This is a genomic window from Microbulbifer sp. ALW1, from assembly GCF_009903625.1.
In the GTDB taxonomy this organism is placed as follows: domain Bacteria; phylum Pseudomonadota; class Gammaproteobacteria; order Pseudomonadales; family Cellvibrionaceae; genus Microbulbifer.
The window spans coordinates 815,401-833,304 of sequence record NZ_CP047569.1 but is presented as its reverse complement, the minus strand read 5'-3'; the positions used below and the strand labels follow the sequence as shown (position 1 = coordinate 833,304).

General features: G+C 58.8%; 17 protein-coding genes. 4 read left to right on the top strand and 13 right to left on the bottom strand.

Annotation, left to right across the window (positions count from 1 at the left end; genetic code table 11):
- Positions 1 to 16: 16 nt before the first annotated feature.
- Positions 17 to 1,066: an NAD-dependent epimerase/dehydratase family protein gene (locus tag GRX76_RS03400; RefSeq protein WP_160152024.1), complete on the bottom strand. Its 1,050-nt coding sequence runs from the start codon at positions 1,064 to 1,066 to the stop codon at positions 17 to 19.
- Between the two features lie 47 nt (positions 1,067 to 1,113).
- On the bottom strand, positions 1,114 to 3,240 hold the full coding sequence (locus tag GRX76_RS03395) for a prolyl oligopeptidase family protein (RefSeq protein ID WP_160152023.1): 2,127 nt from the start codon (positions 3,238 to 3,240) through the stop codon (positions 1,114 to 1,116).
- A 96-nt stretch (positions 3,241 to 3,336) separates the two neighbouring features.
- Here GRX76_RS03395 and dtd point away from each other — a divergent pair, with 96 nt between their 5' ends.
- The gene (gene dtd / locus GRX76_RS03390) at positions 3,337 to 3,783 is read left to right on the top strand and encodes a D-aminoacyl-tRNA deacylase (protein ID WP_160152022.1); all 447 of its coding nucleotides are present in this window, start codon (positions 3,337 to 3,339) and stop codon (positions 3,781 to 3,783) included.
- Here the strand turns inward: dtd and GRX76_RS03385 are convergent.
- Positions 3,714 to 4,829 carry an aminopeptidase gene (locus tag GRX76_RS03385; protein WP_236250529.1) on the bottom strand — a complete coding sequence of 372 codons (1,116 nt, stop codon included), beginning with the start codon at positions 4,827 to 4,829 and terminating at the stop codon, positions 3,714 to 3,716. The two genes, dtd and GRX76_RS03385, sit on opposite strands and share 70 nt — an antisense overlap.
- A gap of 151 nt (positions 4,830 to 4,980) precedes the next feature.
- Here GRX76_RS03385 and GRX76_RS03380 point away from each other — a divergent pair, with 151 nt between their 5' ends.
- Positions 4,981 to 5,214, top strand: a complete 234-nt coding sequence (locus tag GRX76_RS03380; RefSeq protein ID WP_160152021.1) for a hypothetical protein — start codon at positions 4,981 to 4,983, stop codon at positions 5,212 to 5,214.
- A gap of 90 nt (positions 5,215 to 5,304) precedes the next feature.
- Here GRX76_RS03380 and GRX76_RS03375 read toward each other — a convergent pair whose 3' ends face one another.
- From GRX76_RS03375 to ubiE, 9 genes are all read right to left on the bottom strand, one after another.
- Positions 5,305 to 5,940: an alpha/beta fold hydrolase gene (locus GRX76_RS03375; protein WP_160152020.1), complete on the bottom strand. Its 636-nt coding sequence runs from the start codon at positions 5,938 to 5,940 to the stop codon at positions 5,305 to 5,307.
- Positions 5,941 to 6,176: 236 nt separating this feature from the next.
- Positions 6,177 to 6,926 (bottom strand): twin-arginine translocase subunit TatC, encoded by a 750-nt coding sequence (tatC, locus tag GRX76_RS03370; protein WP_160152019.1) that lies wholly within the window; start codon positions 6,924 to 6,926, stop codon positions 6,177 to 6,179.
- Positions 6,923 to 7,657: a Sec-independent protein translocase protein TatB gene (gene tatB, locus GRX76_RS03365; protein WP_160152018.1), complete on the bottom strand. Its 735-nt coding sequence runs from the start codon at positions 7,655 to 7,657 to the stop codon at positions 6,923 to 6,925. The genes tatC and tatB overlap by 4 nt, the downstream gene beginning before the upstream one ends.
- Before the next feature lie 29 nt (positions 7,658 to 7,686).
- Positions 7,687 to 7,938, bottom strand: coding sequence for a twin-arginine translocase TatA/TatE family subunit (tatA, locus tag GRX76_RS03360; RefSeq protein ID WP_160152017.1), 252 nt, complete (start codon positions 7,936 to 7,938; stop codon positions 7,687 to 7,689).
- A gap of 118 nt (positions 7,939 to 8,056) precedes the next feature.
- Complete coding sequence (locus GRX76_RS03355) at positions 8,057 to 8,404, bottom strand: phosphoribosyl-ATP diphosphatase (RefSeq protein ID WP_160152016.1); 348 nt, start codon at positions 8,402 to 8,404, stop codon at positions 8,057 to 8,059.
- Between the two features lie 8 nt (positions 8,405 to 8,412).
- On the bottom strand, positions 8,413 to 8,811 hold the full coding sequence (hisI, locus tag GRX76_RS03350) for a phosphoribosyl-AMP cyclohydrolase (RefSeq protein ID WP_160152015.1): 399 nt from the start codon (positions 8,809 to 8,811) through the stop codon (positions 8,413 to 8,415).
- Positions 8,812 to 8,918: 107 nt separating this feature from the next.
- Positions 8,919 to 10,556, bottom strand: a complete 1,638-nt coding sequence (ubiB, locus tag GRX76_RS03345) for a ubiquinone biosynthesis regulatory protein kinase UbiB (protein ID WP_160152014.1) — start codon at positions 10,554 to 10,556, stop codon at positions 8,919 to 8,921.
- A 1-nt stretch (position 10,557) separates the two neighbouring features.
- Complete coding sequence (locus GRX76_RS03340) at positions 10,558 to 11,214, bottom strand: SCP2 domain-containing protein (protein WP_160152013.1); 657 nt, start codon at positions 11,212 to 11,214, stop codon at positions 10,558 to 10,560.
- A 197-nt stretch (positions 11,215 to 11,411) separates the two neighbouring features.
- A complete protein-coding gene (gene ubiE / locus GRX76_RS03335) occupies positions 11,412 to 12,161 on the bottom strand; it encodes a bifunctional demethylmenaquinone methyltransferase/2-methoxy-6-polyprenyl-1,4-benzoquinol methylase UbiE (RefSeq protein WP_160152012.1) in 750 nt (249 codons plus the stop codon).
- Between the two features lie 288 nt (positions 12,162 to 12,449).
- Between ubiE and GRX76_RS03330 the strand changes: the two genes are divergently transcribed.
- Positions 12,450 to 15,302, top strand: a complete 2,853-nt coding sequence (locus GRX76_RS03330; RefSeq protein WP_160152011.1) for a TonB-dependent receptor domain-containing protein — start codon at positions 12,450 to 12,452, stop codon at positions 15,300 to 15,302.
- A gap of 152 nt (positions 15,303 to 15,454) precedes the next feature.
- Positions 15,455 to 16,318: a CHAD domain-containing protein gene (locus GRX76_RS03325; RefSeq protein WP_160152010.1), complete on the top strand. Its 864-nt coding sequence runs from the start codon at positions 15,455 to 15,457 to the stop codon at positions 16,316 to 16,318.
- Positions 16,319 to 16,325: 7 nt separating this feature from the next.
- On the opposite strand, the gene GRX76_RS03320 is transcribed toward GRX76_RS03325, so the two are convergent.
- A complete protein-coding gene (locus tag GRX76_RS03320) occupies positions 16,326 to 17,897 on the bottom strand; it encodes an alkaline phosphatase (protein WP_160152009.1) in 1,572 nt (523 codons plus the stop codon).
- Between the last annotated feature and the right edge of the window lie 7 nt (positions 17,898 to 17,904).

Genomic DNA, 17,904 nt, shown 5'->3' with positions numbered 1-17,904 from the left:
ATTGCGCCGATTCACCTTATCCCCCGCTTGCGCCCAGCTCGTCCGACCGGGAGCCGGACAGCTTGAGCAGCCCCTCAGCCACCAGCCAGTCCCGGGATTCCCGCAGCATTTCGTCGAGACTCACCGTGTCGCGGTAGCCCAGCTCGCGCTTGGCCTTGTCACTGCTGGCCACCACCCGCCGGGTGATCATCGCGGCCTTTTGCGGGGTTAGCGCCGGTTCACGGCCGCTCAAGCGCGCCGCAAGATCCTGCAGCTGTGCCATGGCACGAATCAAAAGTGCCGGCGTAGTGCTGGTGGGGGCCGGCTTGCCCACCAGCTCGGCAATTTTCCCGAAGAATTCCAGGAAGCTGGCATCAGTTCCGGCGAGAATATAGTTTTCGCCACACCGGCCTTTATGGAAAGCATCGATATGGGCGCGCGCCACCGCACCGGCGTGGCAGAAAGAACCGGAGCCCGGCGGCACACCCGGTAGCCGATCCTGCTGAATCATAAAGAAGGTCTGCGCCCAGCTGGACACATCGTACTTGCCGACAATGCCACAGGGGTTCAGGAATACCGCATCCAGTCCCTGCGCAATCTCCTCACGCACAGCAAGCTCCGCACGCTTTTTGCTGTAGTGGTAATGGTGCTTCGGATCGTCCGCCAGCTTCGCACTTTCTTCATCGATGGGGCTGGTGTGGTAGCCATAGGCGGAAATAGAGCTGGTGACAATCAGGCGTCCGGGCGCGCCCTGGCTGGCAAACTGCTGGCGCGCAACCCGGGCAATATTGCCCGCGCCCACCACATTGTCCTGCCACTGCTGCCTGTCACCACCGCGCCACATGCTGGTATTGGCGGCCAGGTGAAAAATCGCATCGACCTTTTTATCCACATTCGCAGTCATGGCGCGCTGCAGGGAAGCCACATCATCCAGCGAGGCCTCGACCGGGGTCGCTCCCAGGGCCTGCAGCCGCTGGATATTGGAGCCTGGGCGATGCATGGCGGTTACCTGCCAGCCATCGGCAATCAGTTGCTCAATCAGATTGGCACCGAGAAAGCCGGTACCGCCGGTTACAAAAGCGTGCATATCACCCCCATTAACCGGGCGGCACAAGCCGCCCTAAAACACCCAGACTACCGAATTTCCAGCCCCAGTTCATTGGCCAGGAACGCATACTGGTTGGTGAAATCTTCCACCTGCATCCACACAGGCTTGCCGGCGCCGTGACCCGCGCGGGTTTCCACCGCGAGATAGATGGGATTGTCACACCCCTGATCCCGCTGCAGTACTGCGGCGAACTTGTAGCTGTGCCAGGGCACCACGCGGTCATCGCGATCGGCCGTGGTGATCAGGGTAGCGGGGTAGCAGCGGCCTTTCTTGGTGTTGTGCACTGGCGAGTAGGCGTAGAGCGCTGCGAACTCTTCCTTGTTTTCCGACAGGCCGTAGTCACTGGACCACTGACGCGCGTTGGCGGAAGCGGTGTGGTAGCGCAACATATCCAGTACGCCGACGATGGGCAGGGCAACCTTGAACAGCTCCGGGCGCTGTACCTCGGTGGCCCCCACCAGCAGGCCGCCGTTGGAGCGCCCCATAATGCCGAGCTTTTCCGGTGAGGTGACTTTTTTTCCGATCAGCCACTCGGCCGCGCCGATAAAATCGTCGAACACATTCTGCTTCTGGAGCTTGGTACCGGCCTTGTGCCAGTCACCACCGTACTCGCTACCGCCGCGCAGGTTCACCATCGCGAAGGTGCCCCCCATATCCAACCAACCGGCAAAACGGGTGTAGAACTGGGGCAACTGGGCGGCGTTGAAGCCGCCGTAACCGTAAAGCAGGGTCGGGTTGCTGCCGTCATTTTTCATTCCTTTTTTATGCACCAGGAACATGGGCACCTTGGTGCCGTCCTTGCTTGGAATAAAATGCTGGCTGACGGTGTAATCAGAAAAATCCGCCGGGTAATCTGGCTGTTTTACTTTTTCACTTTTCCCGCTGGCAACATCCAGTTTGTAGATGCTGGGCGGCGTCAGGAAATTACTGAAAGCGTAATAGGTTTCGCTGTCGCCCGGCTCACCGTAAAAGCCTTCCACCGTACCCATGCCCGGCAGTTTCAGTTCGTACTGCTGTTTGCCATCCAGGTCCGTCACCACTACTTTGGAGGTGGCGTCTTTCAGGTAGTGCAGCACAAAACGTCCGCCGATCAAGCTGGCACCTTGCAGTGCCTCTTTCTGTTCCGGCACCAGGGTTTTCCAGTTGGATTTCTGCGGCTTGTCCAGATCAATGGCAACAAGCTTGCCGTTGGCGGCACCGGCATTGGTCTCGAAATAAAAGGTTTTTCCGCTGTTGCCGAGATAGGTGTAGAGCCCATCCCAGTTATCGAGCAATTTCACTAGCGGCACCTTGTCATCGCGCAGGTCCCGGTAATAAACCCCGTTGCTGTCGTAGCCATCAAAAATACCGAAAACCAGGTAGTTGCCGTCGTCGCTGACCTGCGCTTCCGGGTTGCGGGTTGCGTGATCGGTGATTTCGTACACCAGCTGATCGCGGCTCTGGGGCTCGCCAATTTTGTGGAAATACACCGCCACCTGTTTGCTGTCGTCCGCGCTGCCGTCGGCGTTAAACGGATAACGGCTGTAGTAAAAGCCGGATTCGTCCTTGGCCCAGCTGGCGCCACTAAACTTGATGCCGGTCAGGCGATCGGGAATCAGGCGGCGGGTTTTCAGGTCGCGCACCTGGTAGTCGGTCCAGTCAGTGCCGCCGTCGGAAGTGCCATAGGCCAGATAGCGGCCGTTGGGGCTGACCGAATAACGCTTGGCGGCGATGGTCCCGTCCTTACTCAGGCTGCGGGGGTCGAGCACCACGCCGCCTTCCTTGTGGATATCCCGGGTGCTGTAAAACACACTCTGGTCCCAACTGCCGTCGTTGTACTCGTAAAAAACCTGTCCGGCTTTTTTGTAGGGCACCCCGTACTGTTGGTACTGCCACAGTTCGGTGAGGCGGTCGTTGATTTTCTGCCAGCCCGGCAGTGCTTTCAGTTTCGGCAGGGCGAAGTCATTTTGTGCCTTGACCCAGTCATTCACCGGCTTGGAGCCCTGATCTTCCAGCCAGCGGTAGGGGTCGCTCACACTGGTGCCGAAATAGTCATCTGTCTGCGGGACGCTGGCGGTCTCCGGGTACTTGGATGGTGACTGTTCGCTGTTGGCGGCAATCGCGGCAGCGGCAGCAATACCCACGGCAATCAGGGCCAAGGCGGTTTTCTTCATGGGGGTTTCCGGTTTTTTATTGGCGATCAGTGGGCTAATCTAGGGAATTCGCCGCCAGGCATCCAGCGACTAGTAGCATTTTAGAAGAGGTTATCGATGAAAGGCCTGATTCAGCGGGTAAAGCACGCGAAAGTGGAAGTAGACAGTGAATCTGTCGGTGCCATCGATCACGGGATTCTGCTGTTGCTGGGTGTGGAAGCAACGGATTCTCCGGAGACTGCGGACAAGCTACTACACAAGGTATTGCACTACCGCATTTTCAGCGATGACCAGGGCAAGATGAACCTGAATGTGCAGCAGGCGGGTGGCGGCCTGCTGGTGGTGAGCCAGTTCACCCTGGTGGCGGATACCGCCAAGGGACTGCGCCCCAGCTTCAGCCGCGGCGCCACGCCGCAGCAGGCTGAGGCACTGTATGAATATTTCCTGTCCCAGGCGCGCGCCAGGCTGCCCGAGGAACTGCCCGTGGCCGGCGGTCAGTTTGCCGCCGACATGCAGGTGTCGCTCTGCAACGACGGGCCCGTGACCTTTTTGCTGGAAGCCTGATTGTTTGCCGTTTGGCGGGCAGCAGCCTGAGCGCGCTGGCTCAACGCCTCGAGCCGCGCCTTGCGCTCGTCTTGCGGGCGCGCACCCAGTTGCTCCACCGCCATATAAAACGCATCCCAGTCTTTACCGGTGTCTTTGAACAGCTGTACAAACGCCGGCACCTTGGATTGATACTCGCTCACCAGTGCCAATGTAGCGTTATTGGTCTGCTCCACCAGACTGGAAAATTTCTTGTCCTCCACCCAACCTTCGGACATTTTCCGGTAGCAACTACGCAGCTGCTGCAGTGTCTGCGCTTTTTGCACGCGCTTTTCCGCATCGCTCTTGTCCGAGCTGTACAGCGCCTGCAATTGTTTGCGCGCGGCCACCATCAGGCCATTGACGCGCCTCGCCTGTTCGACACTTTTTACCTTGGGCGCAGGAATGCCCTGGCGCCGGCGCCAGTCCGGTAGCGCCAGTTGCGATACCGCGGTGGCGAAACTTTCGTTGAAGGCAGTATCCCCGCCGATGTACACCCGCCGGTGTGCCAGCTCGTGAAACAGCAGGCTCGCCAGCCGCTCCGGCTTCCAGTTCACGAAACTGGACAGCACCGGATCATCGAACCAACCGAGGGTGCTATACGCCGGTACCGGCCCCAGGTAAACGTCATAGCCTTCAGCGCGCATGCGCCCGGCCTGGTTTCTGGCGTCCTGCTTGTCAAAATAGCCGCGGTAACTGGCACAGCCGGCAATCGGGTAGCACCAGCGTTTGGGCGACAGGGAAAACTCCGGTGCCGCCACCAGGTTCCACAACGCGTATTCGTCTTTGAGCTGGGTAAATTCGCTGTAAGCGGTTCCCACCGGCAGGTGCAGCTCGGCGGCGGCGTAGGCGCGGATGGATTGCACCAGTTGCAGCTGTTTTCTCAGCTTGGGATCTGTCTGCTCATCCGCCACCAGTCCATCGATGGATTTGCGCCCGGCGAGAATTTTCAGCTGTCCGGTAGCCGCCTGCGAGTAGAAGTGTACGGTTTCACACCCGGAAACCAGCAGCGCCAGCAACAGCAGCAACAGTAGCCCGCCATGCTTCAGGGCAGATTTACGCCATCTGGATACACGCCCGCCAGAAACAGCTAACTTTATTTTTGCCAGGCACTTATTCGGTAAAGTGTTCTGGAGAGTGTTCGGGAAGGCGTTCGAGAAAGTATTTGGGAAAGTTTCCATGCAACCTGTCGCGGCGGTTTCACTGATCTTCACGCTGGTATTGGGCGTCGTGCTGTGGATTTATCTAATGCGGCTCGCGTTCCGGGATTCCACACTACTCGGCGTGCTCGCCATTGCACTGCCCCCACTGGCACTTCTCATCATAGTGGCACAAGGTGCACACAATCGGGAGCTGATCGCCGTGACTGTCGCGTTTTTCTGCGCCGCGTGTCTGTTCCTCACTGCACACTGACCCACCTGTCACCTCACCCCACCTACACATCGCACTTTATATCGCGACTTTTTGTCGTGGCTTTTTGTCGTGGCTTTTTGTCGTAATTTTTTATCGCGACGTATCGTTGCCGCAACGGAAGTACTCCACCTGCTCACCGGCGAATGTTCCGGATTGCAGGTAGTGCACCACCTGATCAATAACACGCGGGTCATCGGTCAGGTTGTCGTGGGTAACGGGGTACTGCACCCGCGCACAAACACCTTCCACATAAGTGCTCGGCAATCCCACAATGCCGTCGTCGTCGCCGTGGATGATCGCCGAGAACAGCGGGTTGAATGAGCGGGTTCCGGCGACAACTCCCAGAGGGAACTTCACCGGGCCCAGGCGGCTGGGCACACTGCGCTCATCCACCCCCATCTGCTTGCCCGCGGGACCGTTGACGTCTTTGATCCAGGGAATACAGGACAGGAAGTTGCCCAGGCGGCTGCCCCGGTTGGGTGGGCCCAGCATGACGACGCCAGCCAGCTGACTGGTGTCGCGGCTTTCGTAATACTGCCGCACCAGCAAACCACCCATGGAGTGCGCAACCATATACACCGGTGCTGCATTAGCTTTTTCACAGGCTGCAAGGCCGCGGGGAATGGTCTCTACCGCCAGAGTTTCGATCGGGAATTTTCGTGAGGGGTAGTCGAGGTTTATCGCAAAAAAGCCTGCATCGACCAGGGCTTTTTCAATGGCGACCATGGAGGAGGAATCCTTGGTGATGCCGTGGATCAATATCGCGCAGGGGGGCTTCGTGTTGGCCCCATGGCTAACAGTTGCCGGCAGCAAGCCGAGCAGGCTCAGCAGCAGCGCGACTCTTAGCGCGACTCTTAAGGTTGGAAAGGTCGGAAAGTTCAGGCACTTCCCGGACGGTATCCTCGACTCCTGCATCTGCTCTCCGTGCCAGGCCCCAGAAGTGGCCCGGCAGCCTTGCCAGCTTAGGCTTCGCGTTCGGACGCCTCTTCGTCGCGCTTGCCGCGCTTGATCCAGCGCCCAAAAAAGACACCAATCTCAAACAGCAGCCACATGGGAATCGCCAGCAGTGTCTGGGAAATGACATCCGGCGGCGTCAGCAGCATACCCACAGCAAAACAGGCGACGATGACATAGGGGCGTTTTTTGGCCAAATCCTTGGCGGAGATGGCGCCGCTCCAGATCAAAAGAATAGTCGCGATGGGAATTTCAAAGGCAAAACCGAAGGCGAAAAATAACTTAAGCGCCAGGTCCAGGTAACTGCGGATATCCGGCATTACTTTGATATCGGCATCGGCAGAACTGATGAAAAAATCAAAAATCAGCGGGAACACCACAAAGTAGGCAAACGCCATGCCCGCGTAAAACAGAAAGATGCTGGAAAACATCAGCGGGGCGATCAGGCGCTTTTCGTGCTTGTACAGGCCGGGAGCAATAAACGCCCAGAACTGATAGAGCACAAAGGGAATGGCGACGAAGAACGCCAGCACAAAGGTGGTTTTAAAAGGCGTCAGGAAGGGCGAGGTGACCTCGGTGGCAATCATGCCGGCGCCTTCGGTCAGGCGCGCCTGCAGCGGATCGGCAACAAAGTCATAGATTTCGTTGGCAAAAGGCACCATGCAGGCAAAGATGGCAATAACCACCAGCAGGGTTTTCAGCAGGCGGTCCCGCATCTCGATCAGGTGTTCGATAAACGGCTGGTCTTTTTCACTCATTGACGCTTGTCTTCCGCCTCGGTGGACTTGTCGCTGGGGGAGGGGCTTGCGGTGTTGGCAGCACCCTCTTTGCTGCCCCCATCACTACTGCCACCTTCACTGCTGTAAGATTCTGCCGGATCCAGGCGATCCACTTCCGCCCAGGCCTCATCCTCTTCGTGCTTGAAATGATCCGGGTGGTGCGGATTGAATTCCGGTTCGCCGTGATCGTGCAGGTGTTCGGGGTATTCGGGATCTTCCAGATCCTCGTCTTCTTCCTCTTCCTCCGGCAGGTACTCGTCCGCCGGTTTCACCACATCGTCATCTGGCAGGTAGTCGGCGGCGCGACGACGCTGATCCGCTTCCGGGTCTGGCGCTGAAAGGGATTCGGGTGATGCGGAAACGCCGGAGCCGGTCTCGTCGCTGGCGGCCGATTTCTTGAGGGCCTCGGCCTGCTCGGTAACCGCCTTCAGGTCCTGCTCGAATTTTTTCTCCGCTTCACTGAAGGTGCGTTGCATCGCCTCCTGGCTCTCGCGCAATTCCTTGAGCACCCGCTCGTTGTGCAGTTCACGGCGAATGTCATCCGCACCGACCTCGCGCTCCAGTTCTTCCTTGGCGCTGCCGAGGGTCTGCTTGATTTGCGTCCACCAGCGCACCGTGGTGCGCACGGCATCCGGCAGGCGCTCGGGGCCGATCACCACCAGGCCGACGATACCGATCAACAGCAGTTCAAAAAATCCGATATCAAACACGCGGGTTTCGCTCTATCTGTTACAGAGGATTACTTGTCCTGGGACTGCTTTTCTTCGCTGGAGGTTTTCTGCTGCGGCTTTGTGCTGTCGTCTTTGCCCAGCAGCTCCGGATCCTTCTCGTCCTCTTCTTCGCCGTCCTTTTTGCCTTCTTCTTTCATCGCTTTCTTGAAGCCCTTGATGGCTCCGCCCAGGTCGCCGCCGAGATTGCGCAGGCGTTTGGTGCCGAAAATCAGCAGTACGATGACCAGCAGAATCAGTAATTGTTGCCAGCTAATGCCCATGTGAAATGCTCCTGATTAAATATTCTGAATTCGTCGTTTGTACTTTTTACGCGTTGTTGTTTTTACGCGCTCTTGTTTTTACACGTTCATGCGCGGCCGACAAGCCGGCCTGTGCGTTTCAGCTATTGCCGCGAGAAGCCTTCTCTTCCAGCCCGGACAGGCCAAAGCGGCGACCCAGTTCATCCAACACCTCGCGGGAGTCTGTGCCAAGGTGCGCCAGCATCACCAGGGAGTGAAACCAGAGGTCGGCGGTCTCGCCGATCAGTGCCTTGTACTCGTCGGAGTCCTGGGCCTTGCCTTCGGCATCTTTGGCAGCCAGCACCAGCTCGGTGGCCTCTTCGCCGACCTTTTCCAGAATCTTGTTCAAACCTTTGTGGTGCAGGCTGGCAACATAGGAAGACTCAGCGTCCCCCTGCTGCATCCGCAGCCGCAGTACCCGATCCAGTTGTATCAACATATTACTCATGGCGCGGTCTATTTCTCTCCTGAATAGATCTCTTTCGGGTCGGTGATCACCGGCTGGCGAATCTGCCACTGACCGTTTTCCAGTACCTGATAAAAACAACTGGTGCGCCCGGTATGACAGGCAATGCCGCCCAACTGTTCCACCAGCAGCACGATGGTGTCGCCGTCACAGTCGAGACGGATTTCCCGCACCTGCTGCACATGGCCGGAGGACTCGCCCTTGCGCCACAATTTGCCGCGGGAGCGCGACCAGTAAACCGCGCGGCCCTCTTCGGCGGTGAGACGCAGGGACTCTTGGTTCATCCAGGCCATCATCAACACCCGACCGGTTTTGAAATCCTGCGCGATGGCGGGCACCAACCCGTCGCTATTCCAGCTGACCGCTTGGGTGAAATCGGTATCGCTCACGGTATGCGTCCTTACTGCATTCGTTATTGTAGGCTGGCCTCAGGGCATCCCCTGTGGCCTTTGCCGTCTTGTCTGTTGCGGTTATGACCTTGTCCGCGACGCGCACACTAGGGCCACAGCAGCAGTGCCAATGCCGCGGCACCCAGCGCCCAGCTTACCGCCGGCACCTGTGCCAGCAGGCCAGGGGAGGCCAACAGGGCTGCGCCCGCCGCCAGCAGGCCGCCCACAATCATCCGCGCATAGCGCTTGCGGCCGCGCCGCTTGCTGCTGGCCAGCTGCTCACTGAGATGTTGCAGTTGCGGCCCCAGCTCCCGACCCTGCTCCAGGGCGGAAAATGCCAATTGTGGCAATTGCGGGAATTTTTCCAGCCATTCCGGCCCATATCGCCGGATTTCGCCGACGATGGTTTTGGGGTGAACGCGCTCGCGCATCCACCGCTCGAGAAATGGATGGGCAGTCTTCCACAGATCCAGTTGCGGATAAAGCTGTCGCCCCAATCCCTCGATATTGAGTAAGGTTTTCTGCAACAGTACCAGTTGCGGCTGCACCTCCATATCAAAACGGCGCGCGGTCTGGAACAGACTGATCAACACCCGCGCGAAGGAAATCTCCCCCAGGGGCTTCTCAAAAATCGGCTCACACACCGAACGGATCGCCGCCTCGAATGCATTCACCGGCGTATCCCGCCGCACCCAGCCACTTTGCACATGCAGCTCCGCCACCATGCGGTAGTCACGCCGGAACATAGCCAGCAAATTACGCGCCAGATAGTACTGATCCTCGCGGGTCAGGCTGCCGACGATAGCGGTGTCGATGGCGATGTACTTGGGTCTGTCGGGGTGCTCCCGGGACACAAAAATATTGCCCGGGTGCATGTCGGCGTGGAAAAAATTGTGCTCGAACACCTGTTTGAAGAAGATCTCCACCCCGCGCTCCGCCAAAAGCTCCATATTGGTGCTCTGGGCGCGCAACTGCGCCAGGTCGGTCACCGGGATACCGTCAATACGCTCCAGTACCAGCACATTCTCGCGGGTGTAGTCCCAGTGAACCTCGGGAATGTACAGCAGCGGGGAATTGGCAAAATTGCGCTTCAGCTCCGAGCCGTTGGAGGCCTCGCGCACCAGGTCCAGTTCGCCCTCGATGGTGTGGCGGTAATCTTCCACCACCTCCACCGGGCGCATGCGACGGCCATCCGGCAGATAGCGCTGAATCCAGCGGGCAATAAATCCCAGCAGCTCCAGATCCTGCTGGATCACCTTGTCGATGCCGGGGCGCAATACCTTAACCACCACCGACTCACCCGGCTCGCCGTTTTCACCCTTCAGCCGCGCCCCGTGTACCTGGGCAACCGACGCCGATGCCAGCGGCTCGCGCTCAAACTCCGCAAACAACTCATCCACCGGGGCACCGAGCGCCGCCTCGATACGCGCAATGCACTGGTTCGCGGGGTAGGGCGGCACATTGTCCTGCAGCTGATTCAGCTCCAGCACCATATCCGGCGGCAACAGATCCGGGCGAGTGGACAGCAGCTGCCCGAACTTCACATAAATCGGCCCCAGATCCTCCAGCGCCCGCCGCAGCCGCTCACCGCGGCCCATATTCCTCGTCTTGCTGCCCTGCGGCAGCAACCTCGTCGGAGCCCACAGCGCACGCAGCCACAGCGGCTGATGCTCGGCGGGAATCAGTTCGTTCAGGCGATAGCGCAGGAACACCCGCGCAATGGTCAGACTTCTCGCTATTGGCACTTCAGCGTTTCCCCTGGCCTTCCATCTTCTGGCGCAATATCTCAATCCGCGCCTCCAGCCGGTCCACCCCCTGGGCAAACTCGGCTACATCTTCGGCAAACGCCTCAAACTGCGCCTGTGGTGGCGTCATCCGCCACTCCTCAGTCACCGCCTCAGCGCCCGCCTTCGGCGCCGCACCCAGCGCGCCTTTCAGCCAGCTCGCCGCCATACGCATGCCGGTACCCAGCTGGTGCGCCGGAGAATCCCCGATCAACTTCGCCAGCGGCTCCTCCCAATCGATATCCAGATCCCGCAGGATCGACTGCAACTCCGCCAGTAGTGCACTGGAACCGCGCACCGTCACCCCCAGCTTTGCCGGCGTGGCATCGCGGTTTTTCAGCAACTGCAGAAACGCCAGGGCAGAGCCGGACAGCTCCGTGGTCACCTCGCCGCCCCAGCGGCTGTGCACTTCGATACAATTTCCACCAAAATCAGCACCCTCATCTTCGTCATCGATGACCAAAAACAGGGTCATGGCCGGCGCGGTGAGACTCACCCCCAGCGTCTTGCCCGCCAATTTACTCAGGCGTGCACGGCTACCCGGGTCGTAACGCAGGGCAGTGTTGATGGCGGTTTCCAGGGTGGCGTCGAAGCCGGCGCGGAAGGTGGGATCGGTCATTATTTTGAGGTTTATCCGTGCGATTTACGCTGAGGCGAAGGTCCGGGCGGCGGGAACCCCTCGCGAGACCTTCTAAAACAGGGATGTTTTAGAAGAGCCCCCAGGGATGGGTTCACGGCGTGTCTCGCGAGGGGTTACCGCCGCTCGGACCGCCACGGACTGCGAACAGAACTATCGAAATGGGCTATCGATACGATCTAGGGCTTGATGCCCTTGTGCAAAGCCACGATGCCTCCGGTCATATTGTGGAATTCGCAGTCCACAAAACCGGCTTCGCCCATCATGTCTTTCAGAGTCTGTTGATCCGGGTGCATACGGATACTTTCAGCCAGATAGCGATAGCTGTCCGCATCGTCCGCCACCAGCTTGCCCATAAACGGCAACAGACGGAACGAATACTGGTCGTAGACCTTCTCCAGCAGCTTCGACTGCGGCTTGGAAAATTCCAATACCAGCAGGCGACCACCGGGCTTCAACACCCGCAACATCGAGCGCAACGCCAGATCCTTATCCGTCACATTGCGCAGGCCGAACGCAATGGTGATGCAATCAAAGGTGTTATCCGGAAAAGGCAGGTACTGGGCATCCGCCTGCACCGTCTCCACATTCCCGGCAATGCCCCGATCCAGCAGACGATCGCGCCCCACCTTCAACATCGACGCATTGATATCCGCCAACACCACCTTGCCGGTGGGGCCCACAATGCGGGAAAAGCGCGCCGTCAGATCACCGGTGCCCCCGGCAATATCCAGAATCGTCTGCCCCGGGCGGGCCGCAGAAAGCTCGATGGTGAAACGCTTCCACAGGCGGTGAACACCTCCGGACATCAGATCGTTCATCACGTCGTAGCGGGCCGCCACCGAGTGAAAAACATCCGCCACCCGTCCGGCTTTTTCTTCCACCGGCACCTGCTGGTAACCGAAATGGGTCGTCTTGCGTTCCGTCATTTTAAACCTGCTGGGGTAAATACAGGGGCAGTATTGTACATGGCGGAGTGACCAAAGGCAGTCACATCCCGCTCAACTCATCATCTCGATCGCTGGCGTACCCGGCCCCCCACAAAACGCACTATCAACACACACCAGAGAACTGAGACCACGAGACAAGTCACAGGAAAATGACATTTTGTTACAAATTTAATGATGAATTTCGCGACACCATCGTCATACCTAATACAGCACAGGCATGGAAGCAGTGGTGAATTCCTAAATAAGCTTCCCAAGGGGACCATAAAAATGAAAGGAAACCTGCTATCCAACGCCATCCGCGGTGTCATCCTGGCAGCCGTAGGCGCGACTCCCGCATTCGCACAGGAAGACAGCAAGGCCGTTAACGCCGCTGCTATTGACGACGGAACCATCGAACAGGTCACCGTCACCGGCTCGCGTATTGCGCGTCCGAATTCCATCAGCCCGACCCCGGTAACCTCGCTGACCGCAGAAGACATCAGCCTCAGCGGCGAAACCAACCTGGGTGATTTCCTCAACGACCTGCCGGCACTGCGCTCTACCTACTCCGGCCAGAACTCCGGACGCTTTATCGGCACCGTGGGCCTGAACCTGCTGGACCTGCGCGGCCTGGGTACCTCCCGTACCCTGGTACTGCAGGACGGCCGCCGCCACATCGCCTCTGCCGTTGGTACGTCGGCGGTTGACGTCAATACCATCCCGGAAGACCTGATCGAACGCGTCGACGTGATTACGGGCGGTGCCTCTGCGATTTACGGTGCCGACGCGGTCACCGGCGTGGTCAACTTCATCCTCAAGGATGACTTTGAGGGCGTGAAGCTCAGCGCCTTCGGCAGCGACACCGAAAATGGCGGTGCAGAAACCACCGAAGTATCCGTCACCTTCGGCCAGAATATGTTCGACGGCCGCGCCAACATCGCCGGTAGCTTCTCGCACACCAGCCGCGGCGATGTTTACGGCACCGACCGCGACTGGATCACCCGGGGCTACGGCACCCTGCGTAATCCAAACGATACCGGCCCTGAAGATGGCATCCCCGATCGCTTTATTGTCCAGGACTACACCCTGCCGATCATCAGCGATGCAGGTATCGCCTACTTGCCGATGGGCAATCACACCTTTGATGACGACGGCACTGCTCGCCCGGTCATCCCCGGTGACTTCTGTGACACTGCCGGCCGCTGTACCGGTGGCGACGGATACCGCTGGATCGGCCAGTATCAGATGTATCCGCGCATGGAGACCAACAACCTGTTCGTGAAAGGTCACTACGACCTCAACGACTCCACCCGCGTCTTTGCCGAAGCCAAATACGTATCGCACGAAGCCGAGAGCTGGGGCCAGGCAAGCTTCAGTTACAACGGCTACTCCGCTACCAACCCCTTCCTCGACAAATCCCTGTCCGATGAACTGGTTGCCGCCGGTGTAGGCTCGTTTGGCATGTACCGCATGCACTCCGACCTGGGCTACCGCGGCGACCTGGCCGAGCGTGAAACCCAGCGCTACGTGCTGGGCGTAAAAGGCGATCTGGGCGGCCGCTGGAACTATGAGGCGAGCGTGGTCTACGGCCAGTACGACGCCGATATTTTCTACCTAAATAACCGTCACAACGAACGCTTTGCGCAGGCGATCGATGCGATCGAAGTCGACGGCACCATCGTGTGTGCCGACGAATCCGCACGTGCAGCCGGCTGTCAGCCGCTGAACCTGTTCGGCCAGAACCTGAACTCCCAGGAGGCCGTCGACTGGGTAATGCTGGATAACACCGGCTCCGTAGAACAGATGACCCAGCTCGTTGCATCCGGCTTTATCGGCGGCGACATTATTGACCTGCCCGCCGGTCCGCTGTCTGTCGTGGGTGGCTTCGAATACCGCGAAGAAACCAGCTTCGTGGACTTCGACGAAATCATCAAAAGTGGCGCCACCTTCATGAACGCGCTGGCGACCACCGATGGTGAATACGACGTTTCCGAAGCCTACGTGGAACTGTCTGCACCGCTGCTGTCCGACCTGCCGGGCATCCAGAGCCTGGTGTTTGACACCGCCTATCGCGCGGCGGACTACTCCACCATCGGCAGCACCGGCGCCTGGAAAGCCGGCCTCGACTGGGCGGTGATTGATGACGTGCGCATCCGCGCAACCACTTCTCAGGCAGTGCGCGCACCGAACATCGACGAACTCTTCGCGCCACTGGGGCAAAACTTCTTCAATGTCGACGACCCCTGTGACGCCGATGAAGTGGCTTACGCACCAGACCCCGCCCAGCGCGCGGCCAACTGTGCCGCTCTCGGCCTAGCAGCGGATTACCAGTCACCGTGGAACGAAGGCCCGACCCTGCCCGGCTTCAGCGGTGGTAACGTGAACCTGCAGGAAGAAACCGCGACTACCATGACTTACGGCCTGGTAATCACCCCGCGTTTCGCCGAGGGCCTCACCATCACTGCAGACTACTGGGACATTGAAATCGAAGATGCCATCTCTTCGTACAGCGGCCAGACCATCCTGGACAAGTGCGTCGACGCAAGCTCCATCGACAACCAGTTCTGCGGCAACATCCAGCGCGGCGCCAATGGTGATCTGGTTTCCCTGACCAGCTCCGCCCTGAACGCTTCCAAGCTCACCGCCAAAGGTGTCGACTACGAAGTGCGTTACGAAATGGCGCTGGCGGACCTGTTCAAATCCGAACTGGGCAGCCTGACCCTGAGCCTGCAGGGCACCCACCTGCTGGAGCGCGATGACTACTCCTTCCAGAACGAACCGGACAGTGCCGACCGCGAAGATGGCGAGCTGGGTGACCCCACCAACGCCTACAACATGAACGTCACCTACCGCTATGGCGACCTGTCGGTAAACTGGTCACACCGCTACCTGGATGACATGGCGCTGTACGCACTGGAGTCCGCCGAGCCCGAAAGCGCCGCACCCAGCTCTACCGGTGAGATCCGCTACAACGACATGCGCGCCGCCTACCTGTTCAAAGAAGGCTTCGAAGTGTTCGGCGGTATCAACAATATCGAAGACCAGGACCCGCCGGCCTACCTGTCCGGAACCAGCGGTGACTCAGGTATCTACGATACCCTGGGACGCAGCTTCTACGTGGGTGCCAACTACACCTTCTAACGCTGTCACCAACGATCTCTCTCAAGATCAACAACAAGAACCGGGGAGCCGCAAGGCTCCCGCTTGCAAAGCCGCATCACTGATGCGGCTTTTTTCGTTTAAGGGGGCGCGACCTACACTGGTGGAATACCCCGGCCCAAATCGGCAAAGCCATGGCTTATTCCTTCCAGCGCAAACCATTACCCGCCGACGAATTGCACAGAATCTTGTGGGAGCAACTGACATCTGCCCAGGTAGCGGGAGAAGAATTGCCTGTCGCAGAGGCCAGTCACCAGATCCGCAAGCACTGCAAAAAAATACGCGCACTGATGCGACTGGTACGGAATATGAATGCGCACAGCGAGCGACTCTACCAATTCGAAAACGCACACTTTCGCAGTATCGCGGAAGCCCTGTCCGGCAGCCGCGATGCGGTGTCCCTGTACGATGCGCTCACCAAGCAACTGGGAAAAGAACACTTTCCGGCGACAGCAGCGCTGCTGGCGTCCCGGATCAATACGGCAGATGCAGAGATCGCGCTGCTACAGGCCACAGAATTACTGCGGCAAGCACAGCAGCATTCCGATAATAGGAATCGGCAATCGCTAAATCGAAAAGCACTCAAGCAAGGGTATGCGCGCAGTTACCGGCGCGCTTTCCGGGCCATGGAAAGCGCATTCACGCGAGAAAATGAGGAGAGCTTCCACACTCTGCGAAAGCGGGTAAAAGATCAGTGGTACCACACCCGCCTGTTGCACCGGCTAAAACCGCAAAAAATCGGCCACCGCCGCGAGCCGCTAAAAATTCTGGCCAGCGCACTGGGCGACTGGCGCGATCTGCGACTGCTGTGCGCCTTTCTGGCAAATCAAAAACAGGCGATGGATCCGGAAATACAAAAAGAAATGATACCGCTGCTGGATGCTGCCCAGCAGCGGCTGGCGGAATTGCGCAGCGTGATCAACCGTCAGTGTGATCTGCTGTTCCACCACCGACATTGGCCGCGGCAGTGCAAACACCGCCATGCCATTGCCAAATAACTGGGCATTACTTTTCTTCCAATAACCCGCCAGCGTGGGCCATCACGTGGAAAATAAAGCTCTGTTCGTGGGTACCTGACAGCAGGTGCGCACCGGGACCGCGCGCCCAGATACCCACATCCTCACCACCGTGGGTTTCTCCAGACGTCGGCACCATAGCCTCCTGGAAAAAACCGGGCTGCTCGGTATTCACCTTGGTCAGGTCGGCGCGGCCGGCGTGGGTATGCACATCTTCGCGCACGTCGGAATTGGTCTCGTCACCCAGGTCGGCAAATCCCTGCCCATTGGCGTAGCCCACTGTGGTGTAGGGTTTGCCATCAGCGGCCAGGTAGGGGGTTTTCATCGGCTCGCCGCGCTCATCGTTACCGACCACCTTGCCCAGGATCGGATTGCCGCGGGTGGGGTAGCCGGCAATGGTAAAGGTGTGGCTGTGATCGGCGGTGACAATGATCAGGGTATCTTTGGGGTCGGTGTTATCCATCGCCACCTGCACCGCCCGGGCAAATTCCACCGCATCATTCAGTGCATTAAACGCATTGCCGGCATGGTGGCCGTGGTCAATACGGCCACCCTCGACCAGCATGAAGTAACCGTTTTCGCTCTGCGCCATCAGCGCCAGACCTTTGGCGGTCATGGCGCTCAGGGAAGGCTCACCGGCCTTGTCACTGTTGCGGTCGGATTCGTAGCGCATATGCGAGGGCTGGAACAGGCCCAGCAGCTTGTCGGTGGTTTGGCTGTCCACCTTGTCGAAGCCGGCCTGGTCTTCGATATACACCGCGTTTTTGCCGTAACGGTCTCGCCACTCCTGTACCAGATTGCGGCCATCTTCACGCCGGCCGGCACTGCCTTCCAGATCGGTCACGTCCGTCGGCAAAAAACCGCGGCGTCCACCACCCATAATCACATCAATACCGTCACCAATACCGTCACCGGTATTCATTTCCACCAGTTGCGCGGCGATATCGCGGCAACCTTCCGGCGCGATGTATTCCCAACCACGCTCCGGCACTTTTGCATAGGTGGTCGCAGGGGTGGCGTGGGTGATGCGTGCGGTACTAATGATGCCGGTGCGCTTGCCCTGGCCCTCGGCCAGTTCCAGTGCGGTAGTCAGGCCATGCGTGAGACTCGCCGGGCAGTCGCCGCGGGCCACACTTTCATCCACACTGATAAAACCGGCCTTGGTTTTGACACCGGTCACCATAGCGGTCGCGGTACCGGCGGAGTCCGGGGTCTGCTGGTTGGTGTTGTAGGTTTTGATCAAACCGGCGAAGGGCATTTTTTCAAAGCTGAGCTGGTATTCCTCACCGTCGAGCCCCTGTTGCTGGCCGGCGAGAATGCGCGCGGCGGTAACGGTAGAAACACCCATGCCGTCGCCCACAAACAGAATCACGTTTTTTGCCGCACCACGCTGGTTGTTGATCGGCCGCTGTATCGCCTGCTGCAGCGCTTTTTCGCCATCGCTGAACCACGAGCTTTTACTCTGACTGGCAGGAAGGCTGTCGGCATGACTGCTGCTGACAATCAATAAAGAAGAGGTGAGTACCGATGTGAGTGCTGTGGCAATGGACTTGCGGATCATTCTGTTA

What these genes read in the sequence shown, in the direction of transcription:
- GRX76_RS03400 (WP_160152024.1), bottom strand. Translation starts at nt 1,066, where the DNA reads ATGCACGCTTTTGTAACCGGCGGTACCGGCTTTCTCGGTGCCAATCTG.
- GRX76_RS03395 (WP_160152023.1), bottom strand. Translation starts at nt 3,240, where the DNA reads ATGAAGAAAACCGCCTTGGCCCTGATTGCCGTGGGTATTGCTGCCGCT.
- dtd (WP_160152022.1), top strand. Translation starts at nt 3,337, where the DNA reads ATGAAAGGCCTGATTCAGCGGGTAAAGCACGCGAAAGTGGAAGTAGAC.
- GRX76_RS03380 (WP_160152021.1), top strand. Translation starts at nt 4,981, where the DNA reads ATGCAACCTGTCGCGGCGGTTTCACTGATCTTCACGCTGGTATTGGGC.
- GRX76_RS03375 (WP_160152020.1), bottom strand. Translation starts at nt 5,940, where the DNA reads ATGGTCGCCATTGAAAAAGCCCTGGTCGATGCAGGCTTTTTTGCGATA.
- tatC (WP_160152019.1), bottom strand. Translation starts at nt 6,926, where the DNA reads ATGAGTGAAAAAGACCAGCCGTTTATCGAACACCTGATCGAGATGCGG.
- tatA (WP_160152017.1), bottom strand. Translation starts at nt 7,938, where the DNA reads ATGGGCATTAGCTGGCAACAATTACTGATTCTGCTGGTCATCGTACTG.
- GRX76_RS03355 (WP_160152016.1), bottom strand. Translation starts at nt 8,404, where the DNA reads ATGAGTAATATGTTGATACAACTGGATCGGGTACTGCGGCTGCGGATG.
- GRX76_RS03340 (WP_160152013.1), bottom strand. Translation starts at nt 11,214, where the DNA reads ATGACCGATCCCACCTTCCGCGCCGGCTTCGACGCCACCCTGGAAACC.
- ubiE (WP_160152012.1), bottom strand. Translation starts at nt 12,161, where the DNA reads ATGACGGAACGCAAGACGACCCATTTCGGTTACCAGCAGGTGCCGGTG.
- GRX76_RS03330 (WP_160152011.1), top strand. Translation starts at nt 12,450, where the DNA reads ATGAAAGGAAACCTGCTATCCAACGCCATCCGCGGTGTCATCCTGGCA.
- GRX76_RS03325 (WP_160152010.1), top strand. Translation starts at nt 15,455, where the DNA reads ATGGCTTATTCCTTCCAGCGCAAACCATTACCCGCCGACGAATTGCAC.
- GRX76_RS03320 (WP_160152009.1), bottom strand. Translation starts at nt 17,897, where the DNA reads ATGATCCGCAAGTCCATTGCCACAGCACTCACATCGGTACTCACCTCT.